This window comes from Kushneria konosiri (assembly GCF_002155145.1).
Taxonomy (GTDB): domain Bacteria; phylum Pseudomonadota; class Gammaproteobacteria; order Pseudomonadales; family Halomonadaceae; genus Kushneria; species Kushneria konosiri.
Genome location: NZ_CP021323.1, coordinates 2,962,160 through 2,979,214, shown reverse-complemented (window position 1 = coordinate 2,979,214; position 17,055 = coordinate 2,962,160). Strand labels below are relative to the sequence as shown.

The 17,055-nt window shown below is 58.3% G+C and carries 15 protein-coding genes; 5 read left to right on the top strand and 10 right to left on the bottom strand.

Going from position 1 to position 17,055, the window contains the following annotated elements; all coding sequences use genetic code 11:
* Window positions 1-85 precede the first annotated feature (85 nt).
* The 7 genes from mltB to B9G99_RS13710 form a co-directional block, all read right to left on the bottom strand.
* Window positions 86-1,111, bottom strand: a complete 1,026-nt coding sequence (gene mltB, locus B9G99_RS13740; protein ID WP_086622666.1) for a lytic murein transglycosylase B — start codon at window positions 1,109-1,111, stop codon at window positions 86-88.
* An 11-nt stretch (window positions 1,112-1,122) separates the two neighbouring features.
* The gene (gene rodA / locus B9G99_RS13735) at window positions 1,123-2,259 is read right to left on the bottom strand and encodes a rod shape-determining protein RodA (RefSeq protein WP_086623491.1); all 1,137 of its coding nucleotides are present in this window, start codon (window positions 2,257-2,259) and stop codon (window positions 1,123-1,125) included.
* Between the two features lie 5 nt (window positions 2,260-2,264).
* A complete protein-coding gene (mrdA, locus tag B9G99_RS13730; RefSeq protein ID WP_086622665.1) occupies window positions 2,265-4,181 on the bottom strand; it encodes a penicillin-binding protein 2 in 1,917 nt (638 codons plus the stop codon).
* Window positions 4,182-4,254: 73 nt separating this feature from the next.
* Window positions 4,255-4,722, bottom strand: coding sequence for a 23S rRNA (pseudouridine(1915)-N(3))-methyltransferase RlmH (rlmH, locus tag B9G99_RS13725; RefSeq protein ID WP_086622664.1), 468 nt, complete (start codon window positions 4,720-4,722; stop codon window positions 4,255-4,257).
* Window positions 4,719-5,084, bottom strand: coding sequence for a ribosome silencing factor (rsfS, locus tag B9G99_RS13720; RefSeq protein WP_086622663.1), 366 nt, complete (start codon window positions 5,082-5,084; stop codon window positions 4,719-4,721). Before rsfS ends, rlmH begins: the two co-directional genes overlap by 4 nt.
* Before the next feature lie 90 nt (window positions 5,085-5,174).
* Window positions 5,175-5,837, bottom strand: a complete 663-nt coding sequence (gene nadD / locus B9G99_RS13715; RefSeq protein ID WP_335617608.1) for a nicotinate-nucleotide adenylyltransferase — start codon at window positions 5,835-5,837, stop codon at window positions 5,175-5,177.
* On the bottom strand, window positions 5,824-7,104 hold the full coding sequence (locus B9G99_RS13710; RefSeq protein WP_227875827.1) for a glutamate-5-semialdehyde dehydrogenase: 1,281 nt from the start codon (window positions 7,102-7,104) through the stop codon (window positions 5,824-5,826). Before B9G99_RS13710 ends, nadD begins: the two co-directional genes overlap by 14 nt.
* 206 nt (window positions 7,105-7,310) lie before the next feature.
* On the opposite strand from B9G99_RS13710, the gene B9G99_RS13705 reads away from it, so the two are divergent.
* Window positions 7,311-8,729: a bifunctional DedA family/phosphatase PAP2 family protein gene (locus tag B9G99_RS13705; protein ID WP_086622661.1), complete on the top strand. Its 1,419-nt coding sequence runs from the start codon at window positions 7,311-7,313 to the stop codon at window positions 8,727-8,729.
* 64 nt (window positions 8,730-8,793) lie between these two features.
* Here B9G99_RS13705 and mpl read toward each other — a convergent pair whose 3' ends face one another.
* Window positions 8,794-10,179 carry a UDP-N-acetylmuramate:L-alanyl-gamma-D-glutamyl-meso-diaminopimelate ligase gene (gene mpl / locus B9G99_RS13700; protein ID WP_086622660.1) on the bottom strand — a complete coding sequence of 462 codons (1,386 nt, stop codon included), beginning with the start codon at window positions 10,177-10,179 and terminating at the stop codon, window positions 8,794-8,796.
* Window positions 10,180-10,209: 30 nt separating this feature from the next.
* A complete protein-coding gene (locus B9G99_RS13695) occupies window positions 10,210-10,458 on the bottom strand; it encodes a hypothetical protein (protein ID WP_086622659.1) in 249 nt (82 codons plus the stop codon).
* On the opposite strand from B9G99_RS13695, the gene B9G99_RS13690 reads away from it, so the two are divergent.
* Window positions 10,457-11,716, top strand: coding sequence for a 6-phosphofructokinase (locus B9G99_RS13690; protein ID WP_086622658.1), 1,260 nt, complete (start codon window positions 10,457-10,459; stop codon window positions 11,714-11,716). The genes B9G99_RS13695 and B9G99_RS13690 overlap by 2 nt on opposite strands.
* A gap of 96 nt (window positions 11,717-11,812) precedes the next feature.
* Here B9G99_RS13690 and B9G99_RS13685 read toward each other — a convergent pair whose 3' ends face one another.
* A complete protein-coding gene (locus B9G99_RS13685) occupies window positions 11,813-13,501 on the bottom strand; it encodes a bifunctional protein-serine/threonine kinase/phosphatase (protein ID WP_086622657.1) in 1,689 nt (562 codons plus the stop codon).
* Window positions 13,502-13,730: 229 nt separating this feature from the next.
* Here B9G99_RS13685 and ppa point away from each other — a divergent pair, with 229 nt between their 5' ends.
* The 3 genes from ppa to accB all read left to right on the top strand — a co-directional run bounded on the left by ppa (window position 13,731) and on the right by accB (window position 17,053).
* Window positions 13,731-14,267 (top strand): inorganic diphosphatase, encoded by a 537-nt coding sequence (gene ppa, locus B9G99_RS13680; RefSeq protein WP_086622656.1) that lies wholly within the window; start codon window positions 13,731-13,733, stop codon window positions 14,265-14,267.
* Between the two features lie 169 nt (window positions 14,268-14,436).
* The gene (dsbD, locus tag B9G99_RS13675) at window positions 14,437-16,350 is read left to right on the top strand and encodes a protein-disulfide reductase DsbD (protein ID WP_086622655.1); all 1,914 of its coding nucleotides are present in this window, start codon (window positions 14,437-14,439) and stop codon (window positions 16,348-16,350) included.
* A 229-nt stretch (window positions 16,351-16,579) separates the two neighbouring features.
* Complete coding sequence (gene accB / locus B9G99_RS13670) at window positions 16,580-17,053, top strand: acetyl-CoA carboxylase biotin carboxyl carrier protein (RefSeq protein ID WP_086622654.1); 474 nt, start codon at window positions 16,580-16,582, stop codon at window positions 17,051-17,053.
* Window positions 17,054-17,055: the final 2 nt, after the last annotated feature.

Below are 17,055 nucleotides of genomic sequence, written 5' to 3'. Positions count from 1 at the left end.
ACAGCCGGCCACAAGGGTTACCACGATCATCAGAACAGCCATACAACCGGCTTTCGCGGGCAGAGCAATCTTTGCGGACAACACGCTAGCTCTCCCGCTGTAGCGCGGCCTGAATCTGCTCGGCCAGCGTCGTGACGGCCATGGCATAGAGATGGCTATGGTTATAGCGGGTAATGACGTAGAAATTGTGCAGGCCAAACAGATAGTCGTTGTGGCCGTCGGCATGGTCCAGCGCCAGTGGAATGACCTCTTCGTCTTCCGGAATCGCGATATCAGCAACGACCCCCTGTTTCTGAAGATCCGCCACGCGCATGTAAGGCGCCCTGGCCTGATTGAAATCAATGTTCCCGGGCTTTTCCGAGACGTCAAGATGCGCCGCTACCGTCAGCGGCCGCCCGGGACGCCAGCCGTGCTCCGCAAAGTAATTAGCCACGCTGCCGATGGCATCCACCGGCTCCTTCCAGAGATCCTTGATGCCGTCGTGATTGAAATCGACCGCGTAGGCCTGATAACTGCTGGGCATGAACTGGGGAAGCCCCATGGCCCCGGCATAGGAGCCCTTGAGCTCCAGAGGGTCGAGCCCCTGCTCACTGGTGAGGGTCAGAAAGGACGCCAGTTCACGGCTGAAGAAATCGCTACGAGGCGGGTAGTCGAAGGCAAGCGTGGTCAGGGCATCGATGACGCGATAGCTGCCGGTATTGCCCCCATACCAGGTTTCCACACCGATGATGGCGGCAATGATCTCGCGAGGCACGCCGTATTCCTGCTCGGCGCGGACCATGGCATCACGATGGTCACGGATAAATTTAACGCCGCCGGCCACCCGCTCGGGCTTGATGAAGATGTTTCGATACTGATCCCAGCGCAGATGACGCTCGGCCGGTTTTGAAATGGCATCGATGATCTTCTGCTGACGGCTGGCCTGATCAAGCGCAGCGGTCAGCTCCCGTCGGTCAAGCCCTGACGCTGCCAGCCTGTCGACCATGGCACGCGCCTGATCGTTGGTACTCGGGGCGTATTCGCCCGCCGCATTGACCAGAGGCGAGACCGCCAGCAGCATTGCCATGGCCCAGCGCCATTTCTTACCTGAAGGACGTCGATCCGGCTTCATACCGATTCTCTTTAGCGTGGCGTGATCTTGTGGTGTGTAAAAACGGCCATCAGCATACCGAAGCCGGCCATCAGGGTCACGCTGGCTGTCCCGCCATAACTGATCAATGGCAACGGCACCCCTACAACCGGCAGTACGCCGCTGACCATGCCAACGTTGACGAAGACATACACAAAAAAGGTCAGAACCAGACTCCCCCCCAGCAATCGACCAAAGGTGTCGTGAGCCTGGTTGGCCATGTAAAGGCCTCGCCATATCAGCAGTAAATAACAGCTCATCAGCACGACCATGCCAATCAGCCCAAATTCTTCGCCCAATACGGCCCCGATAAAATCGGTATGTCGTTCAGGCAGAAACTCAAGCTGCGACTGCGTCCCCTGCATCCAGCCCTTGCCATGGATTCCCCCGGAACCGATGGCCGTCTTTGACTGAATGATGTTCCAGCCAGCCCCCAGCGGGTCGCTTTCCGGATTCAGCAGGGTCAGCACCCGCTGGCGCTGATACTGATGCATGTTGAACCACAAAAGCGGCATGGCAGCGATTCCAAACGCTGCACACATGGCAATAAAGCGCCAGGAAAGCCCGGCCAGCAGGACCACGAAAACGCCAGAGGCTGCGACCAGCATGGAAGTCCCCAGATCGGGCTGATTGGCAATCAAACCAACCGGCAGCCCCATCAACAACAGACAGACCATTAGATCCAGCCACCCGGGCGGCAAGACCCGTCGCGATAGATAAGCGGCAATGGTCATCGGCATGGCAAGCTTCATGAGCTCGGAGGGCTGAAAACGAATGACACCGGGAATGGTAAGCCAGCGCTGAGCTCCCATGGCATGGGTGCCAATAACGTCAACGGCGACCAGCATCAGGGTCACCACAATGTAGAAAAACCAGGCAAGGCGCTGCATGGTGCGTGGTGAAAACTGCGCGATCAGCAGCATGACCAAAAAAGCGGCACAGAATCGAAGCGCCTGGGCTTCCACCAGATAGGTAGATTCACCACCAGCGCTATAAAGCACGATCAAACCACCTGTCACGATGGTCAACAATGCCAGCAACAGCCAGGGGTCAAGGTGCAGGGTACGCCAGCTCAGACGCTGGTAGTGCCGACGGCTACGGCGATAAACCCGCTGCCAGTAGTCGATCATCATCGTCAGTCTCCCGTTGCAATCCGCTGAGCGGTGTTTTCGTTTTGCCGGGCATGACGCTGCGCTTCCTCGCTGGATTTCATGGTGGGCAATATCCAGGCATCCAGCATTTCTCGCGCAATGGGAGCGGCTACCCTGCTGCCGCCGCCACCGTTTTCAACGATGACCGCCACCGCGATTTTAGGGTCATCTACCGGAGCAAAGGCCGTGAACAGGGCATGATCATGTAAACGCTCCTCAAGCTCGGAGGCGTTGTACTTCTCCTTTTGCCCCAGCGTAAAGACCTGTGCCGTGCCTGACTTGCCTCCCATGCGATATTGAAGATTACGACCTGAAGCACGTCCCGAGCCCTCGCTGCCGGTCATGACGTTCTCCATGGCATCGTGGATCAGATCCCACCAGTGGGAATTGTCCAGCTTGATGTCATCAGGAGTATTTTCGAAAGGAGGTGCAATTTTTTTGTCCCCTACTTCCATGGCCAGGTGAGGACGAACCCATTTGCCCTTGTTGGCCATGACGGCCACGGCGGTGGCCATTTGCAGGGGCGTGGCCAGCCAGTAGCCCTGGCCAATACCAACCGACAGCGTCTCTCCCGGGTACCAGACCTGATTGTAGCGACCACGCTTCCAGTCACGACTGGGCATCAGGCCGCTGCCCGCGCCCCAGACATCCAGGCTGTGATCCTCGCCAAACCCATACTTGTGCATGAAACTGGAGAGTCGATCGATCCCCATTCGGTGGGCCAGCGTAAAGAAATAGGTATCGTTGGAAACCGTAATGGCGCGCTTCATGTCAACTCGCCCATGCCCCCAGCGCAACCAGTTACGATAGCGTCTGGAGTCGTTGGGCAACTGGTAGTAACCCGGGTCATAGACCGTATCGGAAGGCGTGATCAAGCCATATTCCAGACCCGCTGACGCCATGTAGGGCTTGACCGTCGAGGCCGGTGGATACTGCCCGCGTGCTGCCCGGTTATACAGGGGGATATCAATATCATCGCGCAGGGCCGCGTAGGATTTTGTATCGATGCCGGTCACGAACTTGTTATTGTCAAAACCGGGTTCTGACACCATGGCCAGAATGGCACCTGTCGCGGGCTCGATAGCGACAATGGCACCACGCTTGCCCTTTAACAGATCGTGTCCGAGCTTTTGCAGTTTCGAATCCAGCGTCAGCGTCAGGTTCTTGCCCGGCTGCGGGGGGGTTCGGTCGATTTCACGCAACACTCGACCACGAGCATTGGTTTCGACCCGCTTGACCCCGGCCTTGCCATGGAGCTCATCTTCGTAGAACCGCTCGATACCGGTCTTGCCTATGAAGTGTGTTCCGGCATAGTTACTGGTATCAATACGCTGCTGGTCTTCCTGACTGATACGCCCGACATAGCCGAGTACGTGGGACATCCACTCCCCGTCGGGATAGTAACGGATGAGCTGAGCCTCCACCTCGACCCCGGGCAATCGATACCGATTAACCGCGATTTCGGCAATCTGCTCCTCGGTAAGATCACTGAGCAGCAGCGCCGGCTCATAGGAACGCAGCCGCTCTCGAGAGCGCTGGGTCAGCACTTCATGCTGATCTTCGGGAAGCCCCAGAATGTTGATCAGCCGGTCAATGGTCTGACCGACATCACCGGCCTGCTCGCGCACCAGCGTCAGGTTATAGGTCGGGCGGTTTTCGGCCAGTACCTCATGGTTGCGATCAAAGATCAGACCACGGTTGGGCGGCAGGGGCTCGACGCGCATGCGGTTTTTATCCGAGCGCGTAATGAAGATGTCGTGTTGAACAACCTGCAGCCATACCATGCGACCGATCAATCCGGAAAACATGATAAGCACAAACAATGCCGCCACGATGCTGCGACGGCGAAAGATGCGGGCCTGCTGTTCGGAATCCTTAAGCGTGGCGCGACGTGGGCGCATTGACAATATTGCCCGAAAACGATGAACGGATAAGTCGCCCGATGGGCGCAAGACGATGCACGCTCAGTCCCCGCTAGCGATGGTAGGGATGGCCGGTCATCAGCGTCCAGCCCCGATAAAGCTGTTCAGCCAGCAGTATACGTACCAGCGGATGAGGCAGCGTCAGGGGTGACAGGGACCAGCGTAGATCGGCGCGAGACAGACAGCGCTGATCCAGACCGTCAGGACCGCCAATCAGCAGGGACACATCACTCCCTGCCATCTGCCAGTCCTGCATTCGCTCGGAAAGCGTGTGAGTCGACCATGGCTTGCCTTCGACATCCAGGGCCACCACGAGTTCACTGTCCTTGAGTCTGGACAGTAAACGATCCCCCTCGACGCGTATGGCCTTTGCAGGATCAGCGCTTTTCTGACGCGGACCGGGCGAGAGCTCGACCACTTCAAGAGACATCTCGCGCGGTAGACGCTTGCGATACTCCTCAACGCCCTGTGTCACCCAGCCCGGCATTCGAGTACCGACAGCAAGCATTTTCAACTTCAAGACTGATGCTCACCAACGGCTTCATGACGCCCAAGATCGTTGGGCAGCTCGCTCCAGAGCCTTTCCAGATCATAGAGCCTGCGTGCCTCCGGCATCATGACGTGAACCACCACATCTCCCAGATCCACCAGCACCCAATCACTGCCGGCCTCACCTTCGACACCCAGTGGACGGACGCCTTCATTCTTGGCGCGCTCTACCACATTGTCGGCCAGTGCCTTGACGTGGCGACTGGAAGTACCGCTGGCCACCACCATAACATCGGTCACGCTGGTCAGTCTGGAAACATCGAGCTCGGCGATATCACGCCCCTTGAGCTCTTCCAGGGCGTCAACCACCAGAGATGAAAGTACTGTCTGCATAGCTCCTCGGATATAAATGATTTAGAGCGCATTGTACCGCTGTCGAGCGGATGCACCATAGACATTTGACGCTTTTGAACGCCGGGGCGATTACCCGGACGTATCAAGGTAGAGCCCATGCTGGTCAATAAAGGCTTCAACGGCTGGCGGCATCAGATATCGCACGCTGTGCCCCGATGCCAGCGCCTGTCGAATCGCAGTCGCCGAGATGGCCATTGCCGTGGTCTTGTCATAATCAAGCACGCTGCCGCAGGGCGTTGCCATGAGCGCATCGATACTGTCCACCCGGCGCGCCTCGACCAGAGTTTCGAGCGCCTGGCACTGGACTTCATCGCTTTCGGGGCGGCCGATCACCAGAATATGGGCATAATCGAACAGTGCTTCCGGCCTGTGCCATTCATGGAGTTTCAAAAAGGCATCACGGCCCAGCACCATGAGAAGGCGCGCCTTTTGGCCATACTGCTCGCGCAGTGACCGGAGTGTATCAAGCGACCAGGAAGGTCCATCGCGGTGAATTTCGCGGTCATCGGCCACCAGCCCGGGCGTGTCTGAAAGCGCCAGTTTCAGCATGCTCAAACGATCCTCGGAGCTGACACCCGGCGCGCTGCGATGTGGTGGCAGATGCGCCGGCACCATGTGAATGACATCGAGCGAAAGCGCTTCTCGCAACTCGACCGCTGCACGCAGGTGCGCGATGTGAACCGGATTGAAGGTGCCGCCAAACATGGCGACACGGGCATTACGTTCTGACATGACCATCGCCCAGCACGATATATTTACGCGTGGTCAGACCCTCCAGACCTACCGGCCCTCTGACATGCAGCTTGTCGGTGGAAATACCGATTTCGGCACCAAGCCCATACTGCGCGCCATCGGCAAAGCAGGTCGGAGCATTGACCATCACGGAGCTGGAGTCCACCTCGGCCAGAAATCTCTGGGTATGACCGAAATGATCGCTGACGATGGCATCGGTGTGGTGGGAGCCATAATGATTGATGTGCTCAATGGCCGCTTCAATATCGTCGACCACCCGAACGGACAGCAACGGCCCCAGGTATTCGGTCCACCAGTCCTCTTCGGTGGCCGGCTCAACGTTGGCCAACGCCTGCACCCTGTCGCATCCACGCACGGTCACACCGGCTTCCTGAAAGCGCGCAATCATCCCGGGCAGAAAGTCTTTGGCGACGGCCTGATCCACCAGAAGGGTTTCCATGGCGCCACAGATGCCATAGCGAAAACATTTGGCGTTGAAAGCAATATCAAAGGCCATATCCAGCGACGCATGGCGGTCCACAAAAACGTGACAAAGCCCTTCGAGATGCTTGATAACCGGAATACTGGCTTCCTCGGAGATTCGCTTGATCAGCGACTTGCCACCTCTCGGGATGATCACATCCACGTATTCCCGGGCCGTGATCAGCGCGCCGACAGCCTCACGACTGGTGGTTTCAATCAACTGAATGGAATGACCCGGCAGCCCGGCCCTTTCAAGCCCTGAAGCAATACAGCGAGCAATGGCGCAGTTGGAATCAAAGGCTTCCGAACCACCGCGCAGAATGGCGGCGTTCCCCGCCTTGAGACATAGCGCCGCGGCGTCCACCGTCACATTGGGTCGGGACTCATAGATGATACCGATGACCCCCAGGGGTGTGCGCATGCGGCCGATACGCAGTCCGTTGTTCTGGGTCCGCATCTCATCGATACCGCCGATCGGGTCCGGCAGGGCGGCAACGGTTTCAAGTCCCGCGATCATGGCGTCGATACGTGCCGGCGTCAGCAGCAGACGATCCATCAGCGCCTCTGAAAGCCCGTTGGCCTTGCCACGCGCCATGTCGCGCGCGTTGGCCTCCATCAGCGCATCGCGCTGTTGTGACAGCTCATCGGCCATGGCGGCAAGGGCGGCGTTGCGCTGCCCAGTAGTACTGCTGCGAAGCCAGGCGGATGCCTTGCGTGCCTGCTGACCCAGCAGAGCCATATGCGTGGCAATATCGATATTTTCCTTGTGCCCCTCAGACGTCATCTGTGCTGCTCTCCTGTATGCCAAGTGCGCGGCCGCGCTTGTCAGTCGTCCTGCCTGACGCTATCGGAGTGCACAGCGGCTGACTATACTGGCCAACTATTTTACGTTTGCCTATCCGATACTTATGAATCGCTACTATAAGCCAGTTGTCAGCGGCAGTAAAAACCGCGCCTGGCACGGCAAGTCATTGTGTGGAGTCCTTTCGAATGCACCCCGTTGCCCTGATTGATCAGTGGGCACATAACCCGACGGTTCTGATTCTGATCGTGGGTATTGTTGCTCTGCTTGAATCGCTGGCGCTGATAGGCCTGATGGTACCCGGTGTTGTCATGCTCACGGCGGCGGCGTCACTGGCAGGACATGACCAGACCTCCATCACGCTCTTGATGATCAGCGCCTTCGCTGGCGCCGTGATCGGCGACAGTGCCAGCTACTGGCTTGGCCGTACTCAGCGCGACCGTCTTCGAGGCTGGTGGCCCTTTCATCGCTATCCACAGTGGGTGGACAAGGGCGAGCGGTTTTTTACTCGTCACGGCGCCCTTTCGGTGGCATTTGGTCGTTTTGTCGGCCCCGTGCGCCCCATCATTCCGATGGTAGCCGGCATGATGCACATGCCGCCGACGCGCTTTTTGACCGTCAACGTACTTTCGGCCCTTTTCTGGGCGCCGGCCTATCTATTGCCCGGCTATTATCTGGGACGCAGCTGGCAGCGGCTGGTGCATCTGCCTTCCGGCACCGAGCAGTGGCTATCCGTGATGATGCTCACGCTTATCGTGCTCGGTTTTGCATTGTCCTGGCTGCGTCGCAGGCTCGATCGCGACAGTCTTGTCTATCGTGGTCTTTTAATGAAAGCACGGCGCTACCGCCTCTCGCGACGACTCTGGCTAAGCCTTCGACAGAAACGTATCCGGGGTGAAATTCCGCTGGCGTCCATTGCGCTGCTGCTGACGGCCATCCTCGCCTTTATCGGCTGGACCTGGCTGGTCGCAGGGCTCAAGCAGCCTTTCGCGATGGATGTTGCCGCCCAGAGCTTCTTTTCGCGTCCGGACAATGCCGTTCTGATGCGCGCCTCAATAATAATGGACCGAGTCGGCGATGCCATCGGCATCATGGCCATGCTTTTGCCATGGCTCATCTGGCTTTTGTGGCGAAAACGCCTGGCCGCCCTGATCCACTGGGGCGGTGCACTGGTCCTGCTGTCCTTTAGCAATACGCTGCTCAAGCATTGGGTGGGTCGTGCACGCCCCGAGACGCCTGAACATCTGATTGGATCGTTTTCCTATCCAAGCGCCCACGCCTCAACTGCCGTGGTGTTCTGGGGATTGAGCGCTGCGTTTATTGCCGAAGGGCTCTCGAGCCGTGCCAGACGGTGGCCCTACTGGGTGGCCATCATGGCCGCCAGCGTCGTTGCCCTGTCGCGGTTGACCTTTGGGGTGCACTGGCTCAGCGATATTGTCGGCGGTGCTCTGCTGGGGCTGATCATCTGTAGCGCTACCCGCATCAGCTACCACTTCTTTGCACACCGCTACGTTGCAGGTGCCGTCCAGCGCAGACAGATTGTCCTGCTGACACTGGCATCCCTTGTGATGGTGATCGTAAGGATTGTGTGGCTACCTGCCTTCTGACGCGCCCTGCCTGCCAGCGCCACGCTCATGCCGGGGCCATATACATATGGCCCCGGTCGATTTTTCAGGCCCCGACATCCACCTCCTGTCCATAATACTGGCCAAGAGCGTCCAGCAAACGTTCGTGCACATTATCAAAACCGCCGTTGCTCATGATCACGATACGATCTCCCGGGCGGGCCTTTTCGACCAGCGCATCGATCAACTGCTCGGTGGTGGTCATGGCATGAGCAGGTATCGGGCAGGCCTTCGCCACTTCAAGCACGGACCACCCCAGCGTCGCCGGCTGATACCAGTAAACCTCATCGGCACTGGCAACGCTTGCCGGCAGTCGAGCCTTCATGGTGCCCAGCTTCATGGTGTTGGAGCGCGGCTCGATGACGGCGATCAGTCGTCCACGGGATGACGCCGCCCGAAGCCCCGCCAGCGTCATCTCAATCGCAGTAGGATGATGAGCAAAATCATCGATGACCTGAATGTCATTGACGCGGCCACGCAGCTCCTGACGCCGTCGTGGTGATGCAAATGTAGCAAGCGCTGCCGCAGACTGTTCAATGGTCACGCCCATGGTGCTGGCCGCTGCCATCGCTGCCAGCGCATTGCAGCGATTGTGCTCACCGCTCATGCCCCAGCGCACCAACACTTCACCGTCAGGCGATCTGACAACAAACTGCTGGTCTTCAGGACCATCCTCGAGCCGCCACTGCGAGTGATCCATACGGCCGAAATGGGCAATTGGCGACCAGGCCCCCATCTCGAGCACTCGTGACAGTGCAGGCTCATTGTCGGCCACCACCAGCTGACCATTGCCCGGCACCAGCCGTACCAGATGATGGAACTGACGCTCGATGGCAGCCAGATCAGTAAAAATATCGGCGTGATCAAATTCCAGATTATTGAGCACGGCCACTTCCGGCAGGTAATGAACAAACTTGGAGCGCTTGTCGAAAAAGGCCGTATCGTATTCATCGGCCTCGATCACGAAGACGCCGTCATGCGACCCGGCTCGCGCCGAAATTCCCAGATTGCGTGGAATACCTCCAATCAGAAAGCCCGGTGCCAGACCGGCACTTTCAAGAATCCACGCAAGCATGCTGGCCGTGGTCGTCTTGCCATGGGTTCCCGCCACCGCCAGCACGCGCCGATGACGCAGCACATTATCCGCCAGCCACTGAGGCCCCGAGGTGTAGGGAATACGCTGATTGAGGACAGCCTCGACTTCGACATTCCCGCGTGAAAGGGCATTGCCGATGATCACCAGATCGGGGACAGGCTGCAGATTGGCCGCGTCAAAACCGTGGCCGACATCAATGCCGTGTGCGGCAAGCTGTGTGCTCATGGGCGGATAGGTGCCCTTGTCCGAACCCGTCACCTGATGCCCGAGCTCGCGTGCCAGCAGCGCCAGGCTGCCCATGAAAGTGCCACAGATGCCGAGAATATGAATATGCATGAAAAATAGGGCTCTCCGTCAAAAGCCGAATCAGCCTAGCATGGCCTGCAAATCAACGTCAGGCTCCGATTTACCTGCAATTGATGCATCTCTGACTGGATCATGCCTGCAGGTAATGGATATGATCGCCCCCACGGGCGATGCCCGATGCCGGCCATCGATCCGCTGATCGACCAACAGCAGCGCAGCCCACAAGAGGCGCGCCACGTTGCCGAGAGACAGTTCGATCAGCAACCACGGCGTTGGCCGACCTTCATTCATAAGAAGCAGGAAGCTCATGACCTCCAGTAACGCCTTTTACGCACAATCAGGTGGTGTGACGGCCGTGATCAATGCCAGTGCCTGCGGTGTTATCGAAACATGCCGCAAACACAGCGATCGCATTGGCAAGCTCTATGCCGGACACAATGGCATTATCGGTGCATTGACCGAGGATCTGATTGATACCAGCCTGGAAAGTGACGAGGCCATTGCAGCACTAAGACATACCCCGGGCGGCGCCTTTGGTTCCTGTCGCTACAAGCTCAAGGATATCGAGACGCATCGCAGCCAGTACGAACGGCTTATCGAAGTCTTCAAGGCTCACGACATTCGCTATTTCTTTTATAACGGCGGCGGCGACAGTGCCGACACCTGCCTGAAGATTTCACGTCTGTCAGAGCAGATGGGCTACCCGCTGCAGGCCATCCATGTGGCCAAGACCGTCGATAACGACCTGCCGATTACCGACAACTCTCCCGGCTTCGGCTCGGTGGCCAAATATATTGCGACATCGACGCGTGAGGCGGCACTGGACATCGCCTCGATGTGTTCCACCTCCACCAAGGTGTTCATCCTGGAATCGATGGGCCGCCATGCCGGCTGGATTGCTGCAGCCGGTGCGCTGGCCAGCGAAACCAATGATGGCCCCCCGCACATGATTCTGCTGCCGGAAGTGCCCTTCGACCGCCAGCGCGTCATGAACCATATCGATGCAGCGGTCAAGAAACACGGCTACTGCGTGGTGGTGGTTTCTGAAGGTGCTCGCTATGAAGACGGCACTTTCCTGGCCGATGCCGGCAATACCGATGCCTTCGGTCATCGCCAGCTGGGCGGCGTGGCTCCGACACTTGCCGGCATGGTCAAACAGGATCTGGGCTACAAGTACCACTGGGCCGTGGCCGACTATCTTCAGCGTGCCGCGCGCCATCTGGCGTCTGCCGTTGATGTCGAGCAGGCCTACGCCGTGGGTCAGCGTGCCGTTGAATGCGCCCTTGAAGGCAAAAACGCCGTCATGCCGGCCATTCAGCGTGACAGCGACGAGCCCTATAGCTGGTCGATCATCGATGCCCCACTCGAGCAGGTCGCAAATCAGGAAAAGTTCATGCCGGCGGAATATATCCGTGAAGATGGGTTTGGCATCAACGACGCCGGACGTCGCTATCTGCGCCCGCTGATTCAGGGTGAGGACTTTCCTCCGTTTGAAAACGGTCTGCCGAAGGTCGCCTCCCTGCGTCTAGAGCGCATCACCAAAAAGCTGCCGGAATATCACCTTTAAAGCCAGCCCTTGAGCACAGGCACTGCCATCATGGCAGCACCCCCGGTCACCTCCGTGTGACCGGGGGTTTTTAATGTTTCATGCTCAACACCTGACCTATTTGATCAGCATGACGGCGAGCAAAAGCACCAGCAGTGCCGCCGCAATGCCCTGCCACACCCGCAGGGATTTCTGCCGGGGAGGCAGTGTTTCAGAGGCAGGCTTTGACACGAGCGAAAGCGACTCATCGTCGTCATCGTCCACAAACGTGGTGGCATAACGCAGCGCCTGAATCAGCTCGGACAGACGCCTGAAGCGCAGGGCCCGACGCGGCGAGAGCGCACGCTGCAGCGCATTGTCCAGCGCCACCGGCACCTGTGGATTGATATCACGAGCGCGACGATAGATCAGCGTTGACAATGCCTGCTCATCTTTCAACGTATTGGGGGCCACGGTATAGGGCATGGCGCCTGTCAATAACCAATAGGTGGTCGAAGCCAGTGAATATTGATCGCTCCGGCGACTGACCCCAAGCCCAAGGGCATACTCTGGCGCACTATGCATACCCAGCCGGCCTTCGCGTGCCAGTGCCAGCGCAGCATTGTTGTCATCGTCAAGCCGACGGGCACAGGCACCAAAATCGATCAGCACAACCTGATCATGTTCATCGATCATGATGTTTTCAGGACGAATGGCCTGATGAAGAATGTCCCGACGATGCAGGGCGTGCACGGCACGGGCGAGCTGGCGTGCGATATCCAGCCGCTGCTCGATACCGGCTTCGGGATGCTGCTCCAGCCATTGATCAAGCGGCTGACCTTCGACCGGTCGCATCAGATAGTAAAGATGACGCCGTGGTCGGGGCGGCGTCACGATGCGCACCACAAAGGGCGAGCGCACTCGCTCGCCGATCCACTGCTGTAGCAGAAAATGCTCCAGATACGGATTTCTGGACGACATCTCCGGGCTTGGAACCTTCATGATCATCCGGCGCAGCGAGGTCTCATCCCGAACGCCGTACACATGCGCGTGCGCCGTTTTCGAAATAATTGTTTCAATGAGAAAGCCATCGATGCGATCTCCTGCTTCCAGCTCGGCCGGAATCGGCATTTGCCCGGGCAGCTGGGAGGCTGGGCCGGCCTCTTCACTGGGTATTCCCTCAATCCTGACCAGCTGAAAACAGAAGGCTTCGGCACCATAGCCGCGCGCCCCGGCGCGCTCTCGCGCCATGCCGGCCAGGCGCTCACAGGCAGCATCAAGATCGTTATCCTGCTGGCGAATAGCGTGGACATAGTCCGTGGGCGTCAGCGTTCCGCGCACGGCCTGCGAGGTAAAAAGGAACACATCGCCAGCCTTGAGCGGCAGGGTCATGTGATCGATATCGATGTTATTGTCCATGCCCAGCGCACGAGAAGGATAGCGATATCCTCCCAGATCCGTGACATGATCACGCGAAATCTGCTCGAATTCGGCGCCTCTCAGGCGAAAGACAAGCGTATCGCCCATGTGAAACAGAAAACTTTCCCGGCCACGAAAGATAATGGCGGACAGGGAACTGATATAGCTGCCCCCCTGAACATAGCGGCTCTGGCTATAGCACCAGCCGTTAAGCGCTCGCAGGACTCTCGTCGCCGAGGTCTTGATGTCCCAGTGATCGGGGGTGGAATAGTAGTCGGCCAGAAAACCACGCACGGAGATATCGCCCGCCTGACGGGCGATGGCATTGCGCCAGGTCGAGTCCGCGATGATGGCACAGGCGCCCTTGGCTTCAAGCTGACGCGGGTTGTCGGGGATCTGGACCGACATGGATGAGCGGTGACGGCGTTGATCAGGCGCCACGAACGCATGTCCGAAACTTAAAGACAGGCCATTTTGCACGTCACTGGCATCCTTTTTTACGAGGCAAAGGTTTTATCGTATTGTGCGGATCGGGAGCTGCCGATCGACCGGATTGGTAATCGTCCTGCCTGGTTCGTATAATTTTCCACGATTTTCACTCTCGAATTTTCAACCCGCAAACGCAAGGACTCGATCGATGAGTTTCGACAAGATCCCCGCCGGCAAGGATGTTCCCCACGACCTGTTCGTGGCGATTGAAATTCCTGCCAACCATACGCCAATCAAGTATGAAATCGACAAGGATCTCGACGCGCTGCTGGTCGATCGTTTCATGCCGACCCCGATGTTCTACCCGGCCAACTATGGGTTCATTCCCAATACGCTGGCTGATGACGGGGATCCGCTGGACGCGCTGGTCGTCACGCCCTATCCGGTACAGCCCGGCTGTGTCATCCGCGCTCGCCCGGTAGGCATCCTGCACATGACCGATGAAGCCGGCGAAGATGCCAAGCTGATCTGCGTACCGCACCAGAAGCTTTCTGCAGCCTACGACGATGTCGAGGAAGTCACCGACCTGCCCGAGCTGCTGCGTCAGCAGATCGCCCATTTCTTCGAAAACTACAAGGATCTCGAAAAGGGCAAGTGGGTCAAGATAGATACCTGGGGCGACAAGGCAGCCGCCATCAAGGCCATCGAAAAATCCATTGATGCCTTCCAGAAGGAAAGTCACTGATCGTCACGTCATGATCGGGTGATTCTTGAAAGATTCGTCAGCGAACCTATTTGCTGACAAAGTGTCTTTCTAACCACATGTCGCGGCGCCACGGCGCCGCGACATGTTTTATTCCGGCACCACCTCTTTTTCACTTTCGGCATTGTGATATGCCAGCGCTGCGGAGTTCATGATGTCGCGCGCCCTCTTTTTGTTAATCGTTACCCTGCTGGGCGCGGTGCTGTCAGGCGCAGCCCCTGCAAGCGATATCTTTTCCAGTGCCAGCGACGATGTGGTCGTTGAGGGTGCCAGCCGTGTCGATAGCGCAACCTCGAACTCTCCATGGCAGGCAACCTCGGGAAATGCTTCAGACGACGCCGACTTCCTGCCGGTGGATCAGGCATTTACCTATAAAGCATGGCGCGAAGGCAATACGATCAAGGTGGGATTTGCAAGCGCCGAAGCCTACTACCTCTACCGTCATCGCTTCGGCCTTGAAAGTGACCGTGCCGACATCACCCTGAGCGCGCCCAACATTCCACGTGGAAAAGCCATTCACGATGAATTTCTGGGCGATGTGGAGGTTTTTCATCAGCCGCTGATCATGACGGCGACGCTGAAAACGCCGCTTCCCGATGATGCAGCGGTACCCCTTCGCATTCATTTTCAGGGCTGCGCAGAAGCCGGCCTTTGCTACTCGCCCGAAACACGTCATCTTCAGGCAGCACCAGGTGCCACGCCCGAGCGCTTCATTGGCGCTCGAATGCCGGATGAATCATCGCCTGAACCCGATACTGCCACACGCTCATCATCTGATGAGGGCACCGGGGCAGCGGCCCTGCCCGGCCAGTCCAGTGTACTGGTCATGATGGGAATTTTCGTTCTGGCAGGTCTTGGGCTTGCCTTCACCCCTTGCGTGCTGCCCATGCTGCCTATCGTGACCACTCTGGTGGTCGGCCAGAATACCGGCAAGCGTCGGGCACTGGCCCTGTCATCGGCCTATGTCACCGGCATGGCGCTGACCTATGCCGCCCTGGGAACGCTAATGGGCCTTTTCGGCGCCAGTCTCAACCTGCAGGCGCGTTTGCAATCGCCCTGGGTACTGATCCCCTTTGCTGGCCTTTTTATCGTATTGGCCCTGTGGCTTCTGGGCGCCTGGCAGCTTCCGACCGGCGGCCCTCTTCAACAACGTATCAATGCCTGGCAGGATCGGCTACGCCATGCCGGCATGCCCGGTGCCGCACTTGCCGGTGCCCTGTCGACCCTGATCGTCTCACCCTGCATTTCGGCCCCGCTGGCCGGCGTGCTGGTGTATCTCTCCGCCGGGGCTGATCCGCTGATCGGCATGCTGGCCCTGCTGGCGCTCGGAGCAGGCATGGGCCTTCCCCTGATACTGATCGCCACGCTCGGTGCCGGCTGGCTGCCGCGTAGCGGCCCCTGGATGGAAGGTGTACGTCAGCTTTTTGCCGTGGCGCTGGCAGGCGTTGCCCTTTGGCTGATTGACCGCCTGATTCCACCGACCCTGTCGCTGGCGCTTTGGGGTAGCCTTGCGATACTGACCGGTGTCGGCATGGGCGCCCTGTCAGCAAGCGAGCAGGCACTCTGGTCACGTGTTCGTCAGGCCCTGGCCCTGCTGGTTCTGCTCTGGGGTGTGCTGTGTCTGATCGGTGCTGCCATGGGACATGATGATCCATGGATGCCGCTGGCAGGCGAGCGTGTCGCTACGAACACCAGCGACACCGCATCCTTTGACATGACCACCGTGACAACCCGTCAGGCCCTTGACGATATCATCCGGCGTGCCGATGGACCGGTCATGGTCGACGTCTATGCTGACTGGTGTATCAGCTGTCGTCGCTTTGAGCGAGATGTCCTGGGAGACAGCGATATACGCCGAGAGCTTCAGGGCTTTGACCTGATCCGCCTGGATGTGACCGACAACGGCCCGGAAGTACGCTCGCTACTCAAACGCTATGGTCTTTTCGGACCACCGGCACTGCTGTTTTTCAGTGATGGACAGGAAATGACCGAGCAGCGTACTCAGGGTGAAATCGGGCTCGCTCAAATGCACAATTTGCTCAAGCAGGTTGAAAAAAATACCTGATCGAATTTAGCGCGTATCATTCGGCGACTTTCTGGACACCGTTCGCTTTTTTCGGCAAACTCCCCCAACACATTTGCGGCGACGTGATCGTCTGAGATCATGTCGCTATCTTGCCGGTTGACCTTCAGGTTAACCATGAGGCGTTCGAGGGCACATCTGCTGCCCGACAACAAAGTTTATTTCCCGGGCCCTGCGCCAGACGAGGCCCGATCGATCAACAGGTATTGCCATGGACATTCGCAAGGTCAAGAAGCTCATCGAGCTGCTGGAAGAATCCAACATCAGCGAAATCGAGATTCAGGAAGGCGAGGAGTCCGTCCGCATCAGCCGCAATCTGCCCGGCCAGCAGGGACAGGTCATGATGCCGCAGGCACCGATGGGCTACTACCCGCAGACACAGGCACAGCCGCCGCAGAGCACCGGCAGTGCACCGGCCGCGGCCGAAGAATCCGCACCGGCCGTGCCGAGCGGCCATCAGGTGCTCTCTCCGATGGTCGGCACCTTCTATCGCGCGCCAGCACCCGGTGCCAAGTCGTTCGTCGAAGTCGGCCAGACCGTCAGAAAGGGTGACACCATCTGCATCGTTGAAGCCATGAAGATGATGAACCAGATCGAAGCGGACAAGGACGGTGTGATCGATGCCATTCTTGTTGAAGATGGCGAGCCGGTCGAATTCGACCAGCCCATGATCATCATTGCCTGACA